Origin of the sequence: Mesorhizobium sp. M8A.F.Ca.ET.181.01.1.1, assembly GCF_004792025.1 — a bacterium.
Classification (GTDB): domain Bacteria; phylum Pseudomonadota; class Alphaproteobacteria; order Rhizobiales; family Rhizobiaceae; genus Mesorhizobium.
In genome coordinates this window covers 1-12,995 of sequence record NZ_SRTV01000003.1, presented here as the reverse complement: position 1 = coordinate 12,995, position 12,995 = coordinate 1, and the positions used below count along the sequence as shown (strand labels likewise).

Here is a 12,995-nt window from a genome sequence, read left to right as displayed (position 1 = left end):
CTCAGTTCCGGTCGTCCGGAAACACTGGAATCGGCATGAAATCGACGCCGTCCTCGGCAAGGCCCTTGGCCTCTTCCAGCGTCGCCTCGCCATAGATGCCGCGCGCATCGGTTTCGCCGAAGTGGATCTTTCGCGCTTCCTCGGCGAACTTGTCGCCGACATAGTCGGCGTTCTCGCGCACTTTCTCGGCCATCGCCTTCAGTTGCGCCAGCGCCTGCTTCTGCGCCTCGCCCATGGCAAGCGCTATGGTTTCCTGCTTGCGGGCCGTGGACACGGCGGGCGCCATCAGCGCTTTCTCGACCTTGTGCGAACCGCAGCTGGGGCAATCGACGAAGCCGCGCTTCTTCTGGGTGTCGAAATCGTCATTGCTGCGAAACCAGCCCTCGAACTCGTGCTCGTTTTCGCAGATCAGGGAAAAGCGGATCAAGAGGCGGCACCCCTGAGACGTGGCGCGTCAACCTCGCCGGCATTGATTGTGAAATCCCGCGCATTCTTCAAATTGGGGATCTTCTTGCGCGCCGCAAGCGATTGCGCCGGGTCGATCTCGGCGACGATCACCCCAGGCTCGTCATGCGCGGCTTCCGCGATGATGCGGCCCCAGGGATCGACGATCAGAGAATGCCCATAGGTCTCGCGGCCATCCTCGTGCAGGCCACCTTGCGCGGCGGCAACGACGAAGGCGCCGTTCTCGATGGCGCGTGCCCTGAGCAACACGTGCCAATGCGCCTCGCCGGTCTGGCGGGTGAAGGCGGCAGGCACGGAAAGCAGGTCGGCGCCGGCCATCGCCTCGGCGCGGAACAGTTGCGGAAAGCGCAGGTCGTAGCAGACGGCGAAGCCGAGCTTCGCGCCGCCGACCCCGGTGACGACGGCCTCCGTGCCAGGCTCGTAGGCGGCCGATTCACGCCAGCTCTCGCCATTGTCGAGATCGACGTCGAACATGTGGATCTTGTCGTAGCTGGCGAGCGTCACGCCATCGGGGCCGAACAGGAGCGCGCGGTTGGCGAGCTTGCCGTCGGCGCGCAGGATAGCGGTCGAGCCGATATGCAGGAACACGCCGAGTTCGCGCGCCAGCCCGCGCGCGGTCGCGACGATGATGTCCTTGTCTTCGGAGGTGAAGGAAGCGGCGCGCGCTTGCCTGTCGCGGATCAGCGCTCCGGTCATTTCCGGCGTCTGGATGTAGGTCGCACCTTGGGCCGCGGCCTCACGCACCAATCGTTCGAGATCGACCGCATTGCGCTCGGGGCTCTCGCCCGAACGCATCTGGATTGCCGCTGCCTTGAAAGCACCCATTGTCACACCTCAAATCGACGAGCCGTTGGCGAGCAGTTTGTCCAGTCGGCCCTCCGCCTCCAGATCATGGAGGTCGTCGCAGCCGCCGACATGCGTGTCGCCGATGAAAATCTGCGGAAAGGTCGTGCGGCCGTGAGCGCGCGACATCATTTCCTGGCGCAGCTCCGGCGAAAACGAGGCGTCGTGCTCGGTATAGGCGACACCCTTGCGCTCCAGCAGCCGCTTGGCCGCCGTGCAGTAGCCGCACATCATGCGCGTATAGATCGTGACATCGACCATGACGAATTCCGTTTCCGTTGCCGACTTATATAGTCGTGGACTCGTCCGCCCGGAAGTCCCCAGGCAACACGCGGGCAAAGGTCAGCACGTCGACGGCGGCAGCGCCTCCCTTTTTCAGCGCCTTGGTGGCGGCACGCACGGTGGCGCCGGTGGTGTAGACATCATCGATCAGAAGCACCCTGCGGCCTGCAATCTCAATCTCCGCCTCGGCGGGCACGCGAAAGGCGGCGCGCACGTTCTCCTCGCGCTCCTGCCGCTCCAGCCCGACCTGCTGGCGGGTGAGTTTGACACGACGCATGGCGGAAGGCGCGAAAGACAGCCCGCTGAGCTCGCAAACCGCGCGCGCCAGTTCCGCCGACTGGTTGAACCGCCGCCTGAAAAAACGGCGCCAATGCAGCGGCACAGGCACCACCACATCCGCGTCGGCGATAAGGTCGGCGCCCACGCGAACCATCCAGCGCGCCATCCAGGGAGCGAGATCGGTGCGGTCCTGGTATTTCAGCCCTTGCACCATCTGGCGGGCCACGCCGGAATAGGCGACCGCTGCCCGCGCCCGTTCGAAGGGCGGCGGATCGGCGATCGCCTCCGCCGACAGAAAACCATCCCCCATGTGATGGGTGAACGGCGTGCCCATCACCGGGCACCAGGGCCGCTCCAACAGCCGCAGCTTCGGCCAGCAGGCGCCGCACAGCACACCGGGCTGCGAGACTTGCCGGCGGCAACCGGCGCAGACCGGCGGAAACAGGATGCGCCGGCCAGCCCAGAGCCGACCGGGCTGCCGACCCGGCCAGCTTCCTGATCTCGTCGGACTTGATCTTGGGCATCGGATCGGCCACGTGGTTGGTTTCTCGTCGCCCACCATACGAACCATATCAGGGCGCGGACATACAAGGACCATCCCTTGCAGCCTTTAATGGATACCTCTCTGTGGCTGGCGCACAAGCGGCGCGCGCTCATCCATCCGGTTGACGGTGCCGACTTCCTCATGCATCGCGCCGCCGAGGATCTTGCCGACCGGCTGGGTGCCGTCGAGCGCAGGTTCGCCAAGGCGGCGGTGCTGTTTTGCCAGACCTCGGCCGCGGCCGACGTCCTTGCGCAGAGCGGCAAGGTAGCCGATATCGCCCGTGTCGAGACGGACGCGGCTTTCCTGAATGGTGCCGCCGGCCTGATTGCGCCGCTCGAGACCGTGCCGTTCGAACCGCAGAGGCTCGATCTGGTGGTGTCGCTTTTGTCGCTGCAAACCATGAACGACATCCCGGGCATGCTGATCCAGATCCGCCGCGCCCTGCGGCCGGACGGACTTTTCCTCGGCGCCTTCGCGGGCGCCGGCACCCTGTCGGAACTGCGCGAAAGCCTGCTTGCCGCGGAGACCGATATCTACGGTGGCGCCAGCCCGCGCGTCATCCCGTTCACCGATGTGCGCGACGCCGGCGCACTGCTGCAGCGCGCCGGTTTCGCGTTGCCGGTCGCCGACGTCGAGACGGTGACGGTGCGCTATGCCAACCTGTTTGCGCTTATGGCCGACCTGCGCGCCATGGGCGAAACCAGCGCGCTTGCCGACCGCAGCCGGCGGCCGGGCTCGCGCAGGCTGTTTGCCCGCGCCGCGGAAATCTACGCCGAACGCTTCTCCGACCCCGACGGTCGCGTCAGGGCAAGCTTTTCGATTGTCTGGATGTCCGGCTGGGCGCCCGACGCGTCGCAGCAAAAGCCGCTGAAGCCCGGTTCGGCCAAGGTTTCGCTAAAGACTATACTGGAGGGGCCTGAAGGGCATTGACCTGTTCGCAGGCTCTAGTGCGCGAAAGCGTTCGCAAGCCTGCTGCCGTTGTCGCTGAACAGCCAGGTGATCGAGTTGAAGACCTGGCCGATACCGCCGATGATGGTCAGCGACAGTACGCAGACAATCAGGCCGTATTCGACGGCCGTGGCGCCGTTTTCGTCCTTCAGAAAGCGCAGCAGCACTGTTTTCATCACCTCATTTCCCCCTTGCCACGATCTTACGGCCGATCTGTTAAGAAAGGTTAACGGCAAAGGCTTAACAGGGGATGAAATCGCCGCCTTTCGGCAATGCCTTAACCTTGTCAGCAGTCGCCGCTGCTTTTGCCATCGGAGCGGATAATGCAGACCCCACCGGGTTCGGCCTGCAGCACGCTGCGGCGCACTGTATACGTGCTGCGGTGGCTGATCGAACCGGTAGCCGTCATGTCGAGGCCGGGGAAACCATCGCGGGCCGTTTGCGAACGCGTCTGGCTGTCGAGGAAAGGGGTCGCGATCAGCGCCAGCGCCACCGCGGCCGACCCGAACAGCAGCGCGATCCGCAGGACGCCCATGCCGGCATCGGCGGCACGAAAACCGCGCTCGGGCCGGATCGAATCCCACTCCCTGTCCAGGCTCATTCCTCGCTCCCCAGCGAATTTGTGGCGGCCACGCGAAAAACGGCCATGCATCAATTTTTCATGATGAGATAAATCTTCCATTAACGCTGGCTGATATGGACCGCGGTCCATCAGCTCTCGATCGTCAGAGGAGATCGATCAGGAACGGGATCAACGGCGCATCGGCCGGCGGCATCGGATAGTCGCGCATCTGTTTCGGCCGCACCCATTTCAGCGCCTGCCCTTCCCTCGGCTGGGCGATGCCGCGGAAGCGGCGGCAGACAAACAGCGGCATCAAGAGATGGAAGTCGTCGTAGGAATGGCTGGCAAAGGTCAGTGGCGCCAGGCATGGGATTTCGGTTTCGATGCCGATCTCCTCATGCAGTTCACGGATGAGGCATTGTTCCGGCGTCTCGCCGGGCTCGACCTTGCCGCCGGGAAACTCCCACAGGCCGGCAAGCTGCTTGCCTTGCGGACGCTGCGCCAGCAGCACGCGGCCATCGGCGTCGACCAGCGCGCAAGCGGCGACCAGGAGCAGGCGCTTGCCGCCGGATGTCAGATCATTCATGGCCGGGCGGCCGGCGGTAGTGGTAGCGGTAGACTTCCTCGAAGCCGAGCGCGCGGTAGAGCGCCAGCGCCGGCGCGTTGCCGGCCTCGACCTGCAGCCAGGCCTCCCGCGCGCCGCGCAGCCGCGCCCATTTCAACGCCGACAGGATCAGGTTGCGGCCGTGCCCCTTGTTGCGCGCCGCCTTGTCGGTGGCGACCTCGAACAGGCCGGCAAGATCGCCGTCATGCACGCAGATCAACGTCGCCAGCGGCTCCGCCCCATCCTCGAGCGCGAACAGCCCGGCTTCGGGCTGGATAGCGCCGATGATCTCCGACAGGCCCGGCCGCAGCGATATGTCCGAGCCGCTGACCTTGAGCAATGCTCCGATGAAGCGGCTGATGTCCTTGAGCGGAATCTGGTCCATGGCGTCGTCGAGCCGCGCGTCCGCCAACTGCAGCCGCATGACGAGCGATTCGTCGAACCGGCTCCAGCCTTCCTTGTCGAGATGGCCGGCAAGATCGGGGCCCGACAGTGGCGACATGCGGAACGTCAATGGCCGGCCATAGGCGTCGAAGCGGCGGCTGGCGCGGCCAATGCGGTCGGCGATGTGCTGGATGTCGCCGGGATCGAGCGGATTGACCGAGTTCAGCCGCTTGGCCGGATGTCCCGCGGTCAGGCGCACCACCCACGTGCCGTCATAATGGACGGCGGCCGCGGGCCAGGCGCGAAAGCCAGCCGCCTCGTAGCGGCGCACGGTCGCGAGCATGCTTGCCGGATGACGCGAAACCAACGCGATCAGCTCCGGTAGTCGCCGTTGATGGCGACATATTCCTTGGTGAGATCGCAGGTCCACACCGTCGCCTTGCCGCGGCCGATGCCGATATCGGCGCGGATGCGGATGTCATCGCGCTTCATGTAGGCCGAGGTCGCTTCCTCCGAGTAGGCCGGGTCGCGCTCGCCCTCATGCGCCAGCCGGTTGTCGCCGAACCAGATCGACAGCCGGTCGCGGTCGGCGGGCTCGCCGGCCTTGCCGACGGCCATGACGACGCGGCCCCAATTGGCGTCCTCGCCGGCGACCGCCGTCTTGACCAGCGGCGAATTGGCGATCGACAGCGCGATGCGCTTGGCCGAGCGGGCCGACTTGGCCCCGGTGACGGTGACCTCGACCTGCTTGCGCGCGCCCTCGCCGTCACGCACCACTTGCAGCGCCAGCGACTTCAGCACCCTGCCGAGCGCCCGGCGGAACTGACCAAGACGGGCATCCCTGGGATCGGTGATTTCAGGCGCGCCGCGCTTTGCCGCCTTGCCGGTGGCGAACAACAACAGCGTGTCGCTGGTCGAGGTGTCGCTGTCGACGGTCACCGCGTTGAATGTCTTGGCAGTGCCGCGCGACAAAAGGTCCTGCAGGACCGGTGCCGCGATCGGCGCGTCGGTGGCGATGAAGGAGAGCATCGTCGCCATGTCTGGCGCGATCATGCCGGCACCCTTGGAAATGCCGTTGATGGTGACATCTGCGTCGCCGAGCTTCACCGTCTGCGTCGCCACTTTCGGATAGGTGTCCGTGGTCATGATGGCCCTTGCAGCCTCGGTCCACAGGTTCGGCTTGCCATCGCTGACCAGCCCGGCGAGCAGATGGCTGAACTTGGATGTGTCGAGCGGCTCGCCGATGACGCCGGTCGAAGCCAGGAAAACCTCGCCTGGCGTGCAGCCCGCGGCCTTCGCCGCCGCTTCGCCCGTCATCGCGGTGGACTCGCGGCCTTTCTTGCCGGTGAAGGCGTTGGCGTTGCCGGAATTGACGACCAGCACCCGCGCCTGGCCGGCGCCAAGGTTCTGGCGGCAGAAATCGACCGGCGCCGAGGGGCATTTCGACTTGGTGAACACGCCGGCGACCGCAGTACCGGCGTCGAACACCATGGCCAGCAGGTCGGTGCGGTTCTTGTACTTTATCCCCGCTTCGGCGGTGGCGATGCGCACCCCTTCGATTTCCGGCATTTTGGGGTATTTCTTCGGCGCGAGCGGCGAAATCGTCGTGGACATGGAGACCTCGGGCGGGAAAATCGCAAGGGGAAGGCCGGTTTGCCCGATACGGCGCGCGGGCGCAAGCGCGTTTTCGTCACTCCGGCCAGGGACAAACCCGGTCAGGATTAAGCTTGCATTTCAAATCCGTTGGCATCGCCGGGGTCCGTGGCGCTATGATCTTCCCCATGGGCAGGCTTGCGATCCTCGCTTGGGCATTTCTCGGACTTCTGCTGCTGCGCGCCGACGCCGAGCCGGGGCGGCGCGTCGCGCTCGTCATCGGCAACGGTACCTATGCCGAGGCCGGCACGCTGGCCAATCCGGTCAACGACGCGCTCGACATCGCCGACAAGCTGCGTTCCATCGGCTTCGAGGTCATCGAAGGCAACGACCTCGGCAAGCGCGAGCTTGAACACAGCATCGGCGAGTTCTCCGATGCGCTCGAAGGTGCCGGCGTCGGGCTTTTCTACTATGCCGGCCACGGCCTTCAGGTCGACGGCCGCAATTACATCGTGCCGGTCGACGCCAGGCTCGACATGCCGGTGAAGCTGCAGCTCGAAGCCGTGCCGATCGACGAAGTCCTCGACATCATGGAACAGCAGACCAAGGTCAGCCTGGTCTTCCTCGATGCCTGCCGCAACAACCCGTTTGCCCGCAGCCTGAGCCGCACCGCCACCACCCGCTCGGCGACGGCGCTGGCGGGTCTGGCGCAGTTCGATTCGACGCGCGGTTCCTTCATCGCTTTTTCGACCGCGCCCGGTGCTGTCGCCATGGACGGCAGCGGGCGCAACTCGCCCTTCGCCAAGGCCCTGCTGCGCCACATCGCCGAACCCGGCCAGAGCATCAACGACATGATGATCGCGGTGCGCCGCGACGTGGTTTCGCAAACCCGCGAGGCCCAGCGACCGTGGGAACAGGGATCGCTGCTCGAACGCTTCGAATTCGTGCCGGGCAAAGGACCGGTGAAGGCCCCGGAACCGGCGGCCGCAGCCGCGCCCTCGACGCAAGTGGCTGCGCTCGAGCGTTCGGTCGGCGACGACAAAAGCACGATCGAGAAGTTCCTGCGCGACGACTACCTGTCGCCGGACGTCAAGGACATGCGCGCGGCCGTCAGACGGCTTTATGGCGCATCCGTCACCGTCTTCGGCACGCCTTACGATGCCGAGACGCTTGCGAAGGTGAAGAGCGACTGGTTCGCGCAATGGGCCTCCTGGTCGCTTGGCCTCGACCCCGGCAGCCTGGAGGTTACACCGCACGGCGAGGGCAGCGCCCAGGCCGTCTTTGCCATGAGCTACGACTACACGCCAAAGGACAAGTCGGCGGCGCGCGTGGCCGGCAAGGCGCGGGTGACGCTGGAATTGATCAAGACCGATAAGGGATGGCGCATCGTGTCCGAGACGTCGCAGCCGATGTGACGACCACCGCCTGATGACGGCGCCTCTGCATCCAAAAACGGATCGTTTCGTTTCATCACCGGATCACTTATCATGCCGGCGAATTGAAACGAGGACGACAGGAATGGCCGAGGCGGCGGATACGGCGCGCAGATCGATCGGGGCGCGGCGCAATCCCGACAGTGCGGACGCCATTCTGGAGGCAGCCGAGGCCGTGCTCGTCGAGGCCGGCTATGCCGGCTTTTCGATCGAGGCGGTGGCGCGGCGCGCCCGGGCCGGCAAGCCGACCATCTATCGCTGGTGGCCGAGCAAGGCGGCGCTGCTGCTGGAAGTCTACCAGCGCCAGAAACGCGTCGACGTTCCCGATACGGGAAAACTGGAAGAAGATCTCGTCGGCTTCCTGGAGAACCTGTTCTTCCACTGGCGCGAGACATCGTCGGGAAGCGTGTTCAGGTCGCTGATCGCCGAGGCGCAGTCGGATGAGACCGCGGCCGAGGCTCTTGCCGGTTACGCCAGCGGACGCCGCGCCCACACCACCCGGATCATCGAACGTGCCAAGGCAAGGGGCGAAATCGCCGGCGATATCGATCCGGCCGTGGTCGCCGACCTCCTGGCTTCCTACGCGTGGCGGCATCTCCTGACCAACCGGCTCGACGAGCCCGAGGCGACGATTCGCAAGGTGGTCCGCTATCTCCTGCAAGGCATAGCAGCGCCCGGCAGATAGGCGCCCGCTGGCACGTGCCAACAAAAAGGGCGCGGCACCTTCCGGCTGCCGCGCCCTTTTCGAAGCTGTTCGGGCTTACTTGGCGCTTTCCAGCGTATCGACGGCCTTCTTGAGGTTGGCGTCGGGGATCTCGACCTTGGCACCGGCGCGCAGCGATTTGACCAGCGCGAAATACTTGTCGCGGATGACGGCCTGCTTGGCCTGGTCCTTGACCTCGTCGAAGGCCGGCGGCTGCTTGGCGCGCTTGTCCTCGAGCTTGATGACGTGCCAGCCAAACTGCGACTGCACCGGCTGCTCGGTGTACTTGCCGACATCGAGCGCGAAGGCCGCCTTGTCGAACTCCGGCACCATCTGGCCAGGCCCGAACCAGCCGAGGTCGCCGCCATTGGACTTGCCGCTCGGATCCGAGGTGTGTTCGTTGGCGAGCTTCTGGAAGTCGGCGCCGCCGTCGAGCTGCTTGATGATCGCCTCGGCCTCTTCCTTGGTCTTCACGAGGATGTGACGGGCATGCACCTCGTTGACCGGCGGGGTGTTGGCGATTTCCTGGTCGTAGCGGGCGCGAACCTCGGCATCGGTGACCTTGTCGACGACGCCCTTTTCGACCATCTCGCCATGCAGCGCGCGCTGCTGCAGGAAGGCCATGCGGCGCTGGAAATCGGGATCCTTGTCAAGACCGTCGGTAACGGCCTTGGCGGCCATGACACGGATTTCGATCGCCGCCGAAAGGGCGGCGGCGCGGCGCTGTTCAGGCGGCAACTGCGCGAACTGCTGCGACAGCTCGCCCTCGGCAAGCATCAGATCGGCTTCGGTCAAGGGCTGGCCGTTGACGGTGGCGATCACGGTGTTCGGATCGACCGGCGCCGCGGCCGGTGCGGCCGCATCCGCCGGGGCGGCCGGTGCGGGAGCGGTCTCCTGCGCCATCGATGGCGACAGGCAAAGAGCCGACAGGCCGAGGGCCAGGCCAAGGCTGGCAAGCGACGCACGGCTGAACAACAAGGACATAAGAATGACTCCGGTGAGGGATTGTAAGGAGGGCGGCTTCCAGATCAGCCAGATTATGGCGGAATTTGGCGCGACCGGCAGGGCCAGCGCGGCGTTGACATCAGTTGAGCCCCCTCTTATCTGTCCATCGACTTGGCGTCCAGAACCGTTTTCCGGGCGCTTTTTGTGTTTGCCCGCATTCAAGCGGTGCGTTCACGTGGATGTGATGGGGCCGGCCGGCGCCTGTCTCAAGATTGAGAATTCTATCGAAAGGACCATTGGATGGTCAGTCTCGGCGGTCTCGCCCGTAAGGTTTTCGGTTCCTCCAACGACCGTCGGGTCAAATCGACCCGCCCCCGTGTCGAGGCGATCAACGCCATGGAAAACGAGATGCGGGCGCTCTCCGACGCCGAGCTTGCCGGCCGCACGGAAAAATTCCGCCAGGACATCGCCAACGGCGCCAGCCTTGACGATCTGCTGATCCCAGCCTTCGCGACCGCCCGCGAGGCGGCGCGCCGTGTGCTTGGCATGCGTCCCTTCGACGTCCAGCTGATCGGCGGCATGGTGCTGCACAATGGCGGCATTGCCGAGATGCGCACCGGCGAGGGCAAGACCCTGGTCGCGACGCTGCCGGTCTATCTCAATGCACTCGCCGGCAACGGCGTCCATGTCGTCACCGTCAACGACTACCTCGCCACCCGCGACTCCGAATGGATGGGCCGCGTCTACAAATTCCTCGGCCTGTCGGTCGGCGTCATCGTCCACGGCCTGTCGGACGAGGAGCGTCGCGTCGCCTACGCCTCCGACGTCACCTACGCCACCAACAACGAGCTCGGCTTCGACTATCTGCGCGACAACATGAAGTACGAGCGCGCCCAGATGGTGCAGCGCGGTCACAATTACGCGATCGTCGACGAGGTCGATTCCATCCTGGTCGACGAGGCGCGCACGCCGCTGATCATTTCCGGTCCGCTAGAGGACCGTTCGGAAATGTACAACACCATCGACACCTTCATCATCAAGCTGCAGCCGCAGGATTACGAGATCGATGAGAAGCAGAAGACCTCGATCTTCACCGAGGAAGGCACCGAGAAGCTCGAGAGTATGCTGCGCGATGCCGACCTGCTCAAGGGCGAGTCGCTGTACGACGTCGAGAACGTCGCCATCGTCCATCACGTCAACAACGCGCTGAAGGCGCACCGGCTGTTCCAGCGCGACAAGGACTACATCGTGCGCAACGGCGAGATCGTCATCATCGACGAGTTCACCGGCCGCATGATGCCCGGCCGCCGCTATTCGGAAGGCCTGCACCAGGCGCTCGAAGCCAAGGAACATGTGGCGATCCAGCCGGAGAACCAGACGCTGGCCTCCGTCACCTTCCAGAACTACTTCCGCCTCTACAAGAAGCTTTCCGGCATGACCGGCACGGCGCTGACCGAAGCCGAGGAATTCGGCAACATCTACGGCCTCGAGGTCACCGAGATCCCGACCAACCTGCCCGTTATCCGCAAGGACGAGGACGACGAGGTCTACCGGACGGTCGAGGAGAAGTACAAGGCGATCGTCAGGGAGATCCGCGAAGCCAGCGCCAAGGGCCAGCCGACGTTGGTCGGCACCACCTCGATCGAAAAGTCCGAGCAGTTGGCCGAGCGCCTGCGCAAGGAAGGCTTCAAGGATTTCGAAGTGCTGAACGCCCGCCACCACGAGCGCGAGGCGGCGATCGTCGCCCAGGCCGGCAAGCCCGGCGCCATCACCATCGCCACTAACATGGCCGGCCGCGGCACCGACATCAAGCTCGGCGGCAATGCCGAGATGCGCATCGCCGACGAACTGGGCGACATGCCGGAGGGTCCCGAGCGCGAGGCGCGCGAAAAGGAGATTTATGCCGACATCGAGCGCCTGAAGGAAAAGGCGCTGGCCGCCGGCGGCCTCTACGTGCTCGCCACCGAGCGCCATGAGTCACGCCGCATCGACAATCAGCTCAGAGGCCGTTCCGGCCGCCAGGGCGACCCGGGCCGCTCGAAATTCTTCCTGTCGCTGCAGGACGATCTGATGCGCATCTTCGGCTCCGAGCGCATGGACGGCATGCTGCAGAAGCTCGGCCTCAAGGAAGACGAGGCCATCATCCATCCTTGGATCAACAAGGCGCTGGAAAAGGCGCAGAAGAAGGTCGAGGCCCGCAACTTCGACATCCGCAAGAACCTGTTGAAATATGACGACGTCTCCAACGACCAGCGCAGGGTGGTGTTCGAGCAGCGCATCGAGCTGATGGACGGCGAAGGCCTTTCGGAAACCATTGCCGAGATGCGCGAAGGCGTCATCGACGAGATCGTCGCCAAGGCCATTCCCGAAAACGCCTATGCCGAACAGTGGGACGTCGCGGGCCTGAAGGCCGAGGTCGCCGAATTCCTCAATCTCGACCTGCCGATCGAGGACTGGGTGAAGGAAGAAGGCATCGCCGAGGACGACATCCGCGAGCGCATCTCTCAAGCCGCCGAAGCCGCGGCACAAGAACGCGCCGACCGTTTCGGCCCCGAGGTGATGACCTATGTCGAGCGCTCCGTGGTGCTGCAGACGCTCGACCATTTGTGGCGCGAGCACATCGTCAATCTCGATCACCTGCGCTCGGTCGTCGGCTTCCGCGGCTACGCCCAGCGCGATCCGCTGCAGGAATACAAGGGCGAGGCGTTCGAGCTGTTCCAGGCGATGCTGGGCAATCTGCGCCAGGCCGTCACCGCGCAGCTGATGCGCGTCGAACTGGTCCGCCAGGCCGCCGAAGCCCCGCCGCCGGAAGCCCCCGACATGTTCGGCACGCATATTGACGGCACCACCGGCGAGAATGATTTTGACGGCGGCGAAACGGCTCTTCTGGTGCGCCAGGAAAGCAACGCCATCGTCGCTCCCGAGGATCGCGACCCCAACAACCAGGCCACCTGGGGCAAGGTCGGCCGCAACGAAGCCTGCCCCTGCGGCTCCGGCAAGAAATACAAGCACTGCCACGGCGCGTTTGCGTAACGGACGCTTCTTCCTTCTCCCCGTCCCTATACGGGGAGAAGGTGGCCCGAAGGGCCGGATGAGGGGCGGCGCCGATTGGCGTTTGTCTGCGACCAAAAACAATGCCTGGCCCGCTCCCGGCGAGCCGATTCGTTTTGCGGATGGCTTTTCTTCTTCCCGCATCCACAGCGCAAATCACCGAAAGCCAGCGCTGCCCCTCATCCGCCTGCCGGCACCTTCTCCCCGTATAGTGACGGGGAGAAGGAGGCGCTGTCCGAACCGGATAGATAGGTAACAGAATGGACCGATAGCATGGGTGACAGTTTTCTTGTCCGCCGGGAGGACCGGCGATGGTTTGGCGAGAAACTGGGATCATGGACGAGCGGCTACGGTTTGTT

The 12,995-nt window shown here is 64.8% G+C and carries 13 protein-coding genes and 1 pseudogene; 4 read left to right on the top strand and 10 right to left on the bottom strand.

Going from position 1 to position 12,995, the window contains the following annotated elements; all coding sequences use genetic code 11:
• Position 1: 1 nt before the first annotated feature.
• From EN824_RS12765 to EN824_RS12750, 4 genes and pseudogenes are all read right to left on the bottom strand, one after another.
• Positions 2-427: a DUF1178 family protein gene (locus EN824_RS12765; RefSeq protein WP_127280367.1), complete on the bottom strand. Its 426-nt coding sequence runs from the start codon at positions 425-427 to the stop codon at positions 2-4.
• The gene (locus EN824_RS12760) at positions 424-1,290 is read right to left on the bottom strand and encodes a carbon-nitrogen hydrolase family protein (RefSeq protein WP_127872287.1); all 867 of its coding nucleotides are present in this window, start codon (positions 1,288-1,290) and stop codon (positions 424-426) included. The genes EN824_RS12765 and EN824_RS12760 overlap by 4 nt, the downstream gene beginning before the upstream one ends.
• A 9-nt stretch (positions 1,291-1,299) precedes the next feature.
• The gene (grxC, locus tag EN824_RS12755) at positions 1,300-1,569 is read right to left on the bottom strand and encodes a glutaredoxin 3 (RefSeq protein ID WP_127280365.1); all 270 of its coding nucleotides are present in this window, start codon (positions 1,567-1,569) and stop codon (positions 1,300-1,302) included.
• Positions 1,570-1,594: 25 nt separating this feature from the next.
• Positions 1,595-2,405 (bottom strand): annotated as a pseudogene (locus tag EN824_RS12750) (ComF family protein).
• A 65-nt stretch (positions 2,406-2,470) separates the two neighbouring features.
• Between EN824_RS12750 and EN824_RS12745 the strand changes: the two are divergent.
• Entirely contained in the window at positions 2,471-3,343 is an 873-nt protein-coding gene (locus EN824_RS12745; RefSeq protein ID WP_127872286.1) for a methyltransferase domain-containing protein, read from the top strand.
• A 14-nt stretch (positions 3,344-3,357) separates the two neighbouring features.
• Here the strand turns inward: EN824_RS12745 and EN824_RS12740 are convergent, their stop codons facing one another.
• The 5 genes from EN824_RS12740 to argJ all read right to left on the bottom strand — a co-directional run bounded on the left by EN824_RS12740 (position 3,358) and on the right by argJ (position 6,525).
• The gene (locus EN824_RS12740; RefSeq protein ID WP_127280913.1) at positions 3,358-3,537 is read right to left on the bottom strand and encodes a Flp family type IVb pilin; all 180 of its coding nucleotides are present in this window, start codon (positions 3,535-3,537) and stop codon (positions 3,358-3,360) included.
• A 110-nt stretch (positions 3,538-3,647) separates the two neighbouring features.
• Positions 3,648-3,962, bottom strand: coding sequence for a hypothetical protein (locus EN824_RS12735; RefSeq protein WP_127872285.1), 315 nt, complete (start codon positions 3,960-3,962; stop codon positions 3,648-3,650).
• A gap of 124 nt (positions 3,963-4,086) precedes the next feature.
• Positions 4,087-4,509 carry a (deoxy)nucleoside triphosphate pyrophosphohydrolase gene (locus tag EN824_RS12730; RefSeq protein ID WP_127872284.1) on the bottom strand — a complete coding sequence of 141 codons (423 nt, stop codon included), beginning with the start codon at positions 4,507-4,509 and terminating at the stop codon, positions 4,087-4,089.
• Complete coding sequence (locus EN824_RS12725) at positions 4,502-5,254, bottom strand: GNAT family N-acetyltransferase (RefSeq protein ID WP_127872357.1); 753 nt, start codon at positions 5,252-5,254, stop codon at positions 4,502-4,504. The genes EN824_RS12730 and EN824_RS12725 overlap by 8 nt, the downstream gene beginning before the upstream one ends.
• 29 nt (positions 5,255-5,283) lie before the next feature.
• Positions 5,284-6,525, bottom strand: coding sequence for a bifunctional glutamate N-acetyltransferase/amino-acid acetyltransferase ArgJ (gene argJ, locus EN824_RS12720; RefSeq protein WP_135867527.1), 1,242 nt, complete (start codon positions 6,523-6,525; stop codon positions 5,284-5,286).
• Positions 6,526-6,638: 113 nt separating this feature from the next.
• Between argJ and EN824_RS12715 the strand changes: the two genes are divergently transcribed.
• Positions 6,639-7,919: a caspase domain-containing protein gene (locus tag EN824_RS12715; protein WP_245512156.1), complete on the top strand. Its 1,281-nt coding sequence runs from the start codon at positions 6,639-6,641 to the stop codon at positions 7,917-7,919.
• Between the two features lie 103 nt (positions 7,920-8,022).
• A complete protein-coding gene (locus EN824_RS12710; RefSeq protein ID WP_135867528.1) occupies positions 8,023-8,622 on the top strand; it encodes a TetR/AcrR family transcriptional regulator in 600 nt (199 codons plus the stop codon).
• A 75-nt stretch (positions 8,623-8,697) separates the two neighbouring features.
• On the opposite strand, the gene EN824_RS12705 is transcribed toward EN824_RS12710, so the two are convergent.
• Entirely contained in the window at positions 8,698-9,624 is a 927-nt protein-coding gene (locus EN824_RS12705; protein ID WP_127279460.1) for a peptidylprolyl isomerase, read from the bottom strand.
• A gap of 261 nt (positions 9,625-9,885) precedes the next feature.
• Between EN824_RS12705 and secA the strand changes: the two genes are divergently transcribed.
• Positions 9,886-12,618, top strand: coding sequence for a preprotein translocase subunit SecA (secA, locus tag EN824_RS12700; RefSeq protein WP_135932363.1), 2,733 nt, complete (start codon positions 9,886-9,888; stop codon positions 12,616-12,618).
• The last annotated feature ends 377 nt before the right edge of the window (positions 12,619-12,995 follow it).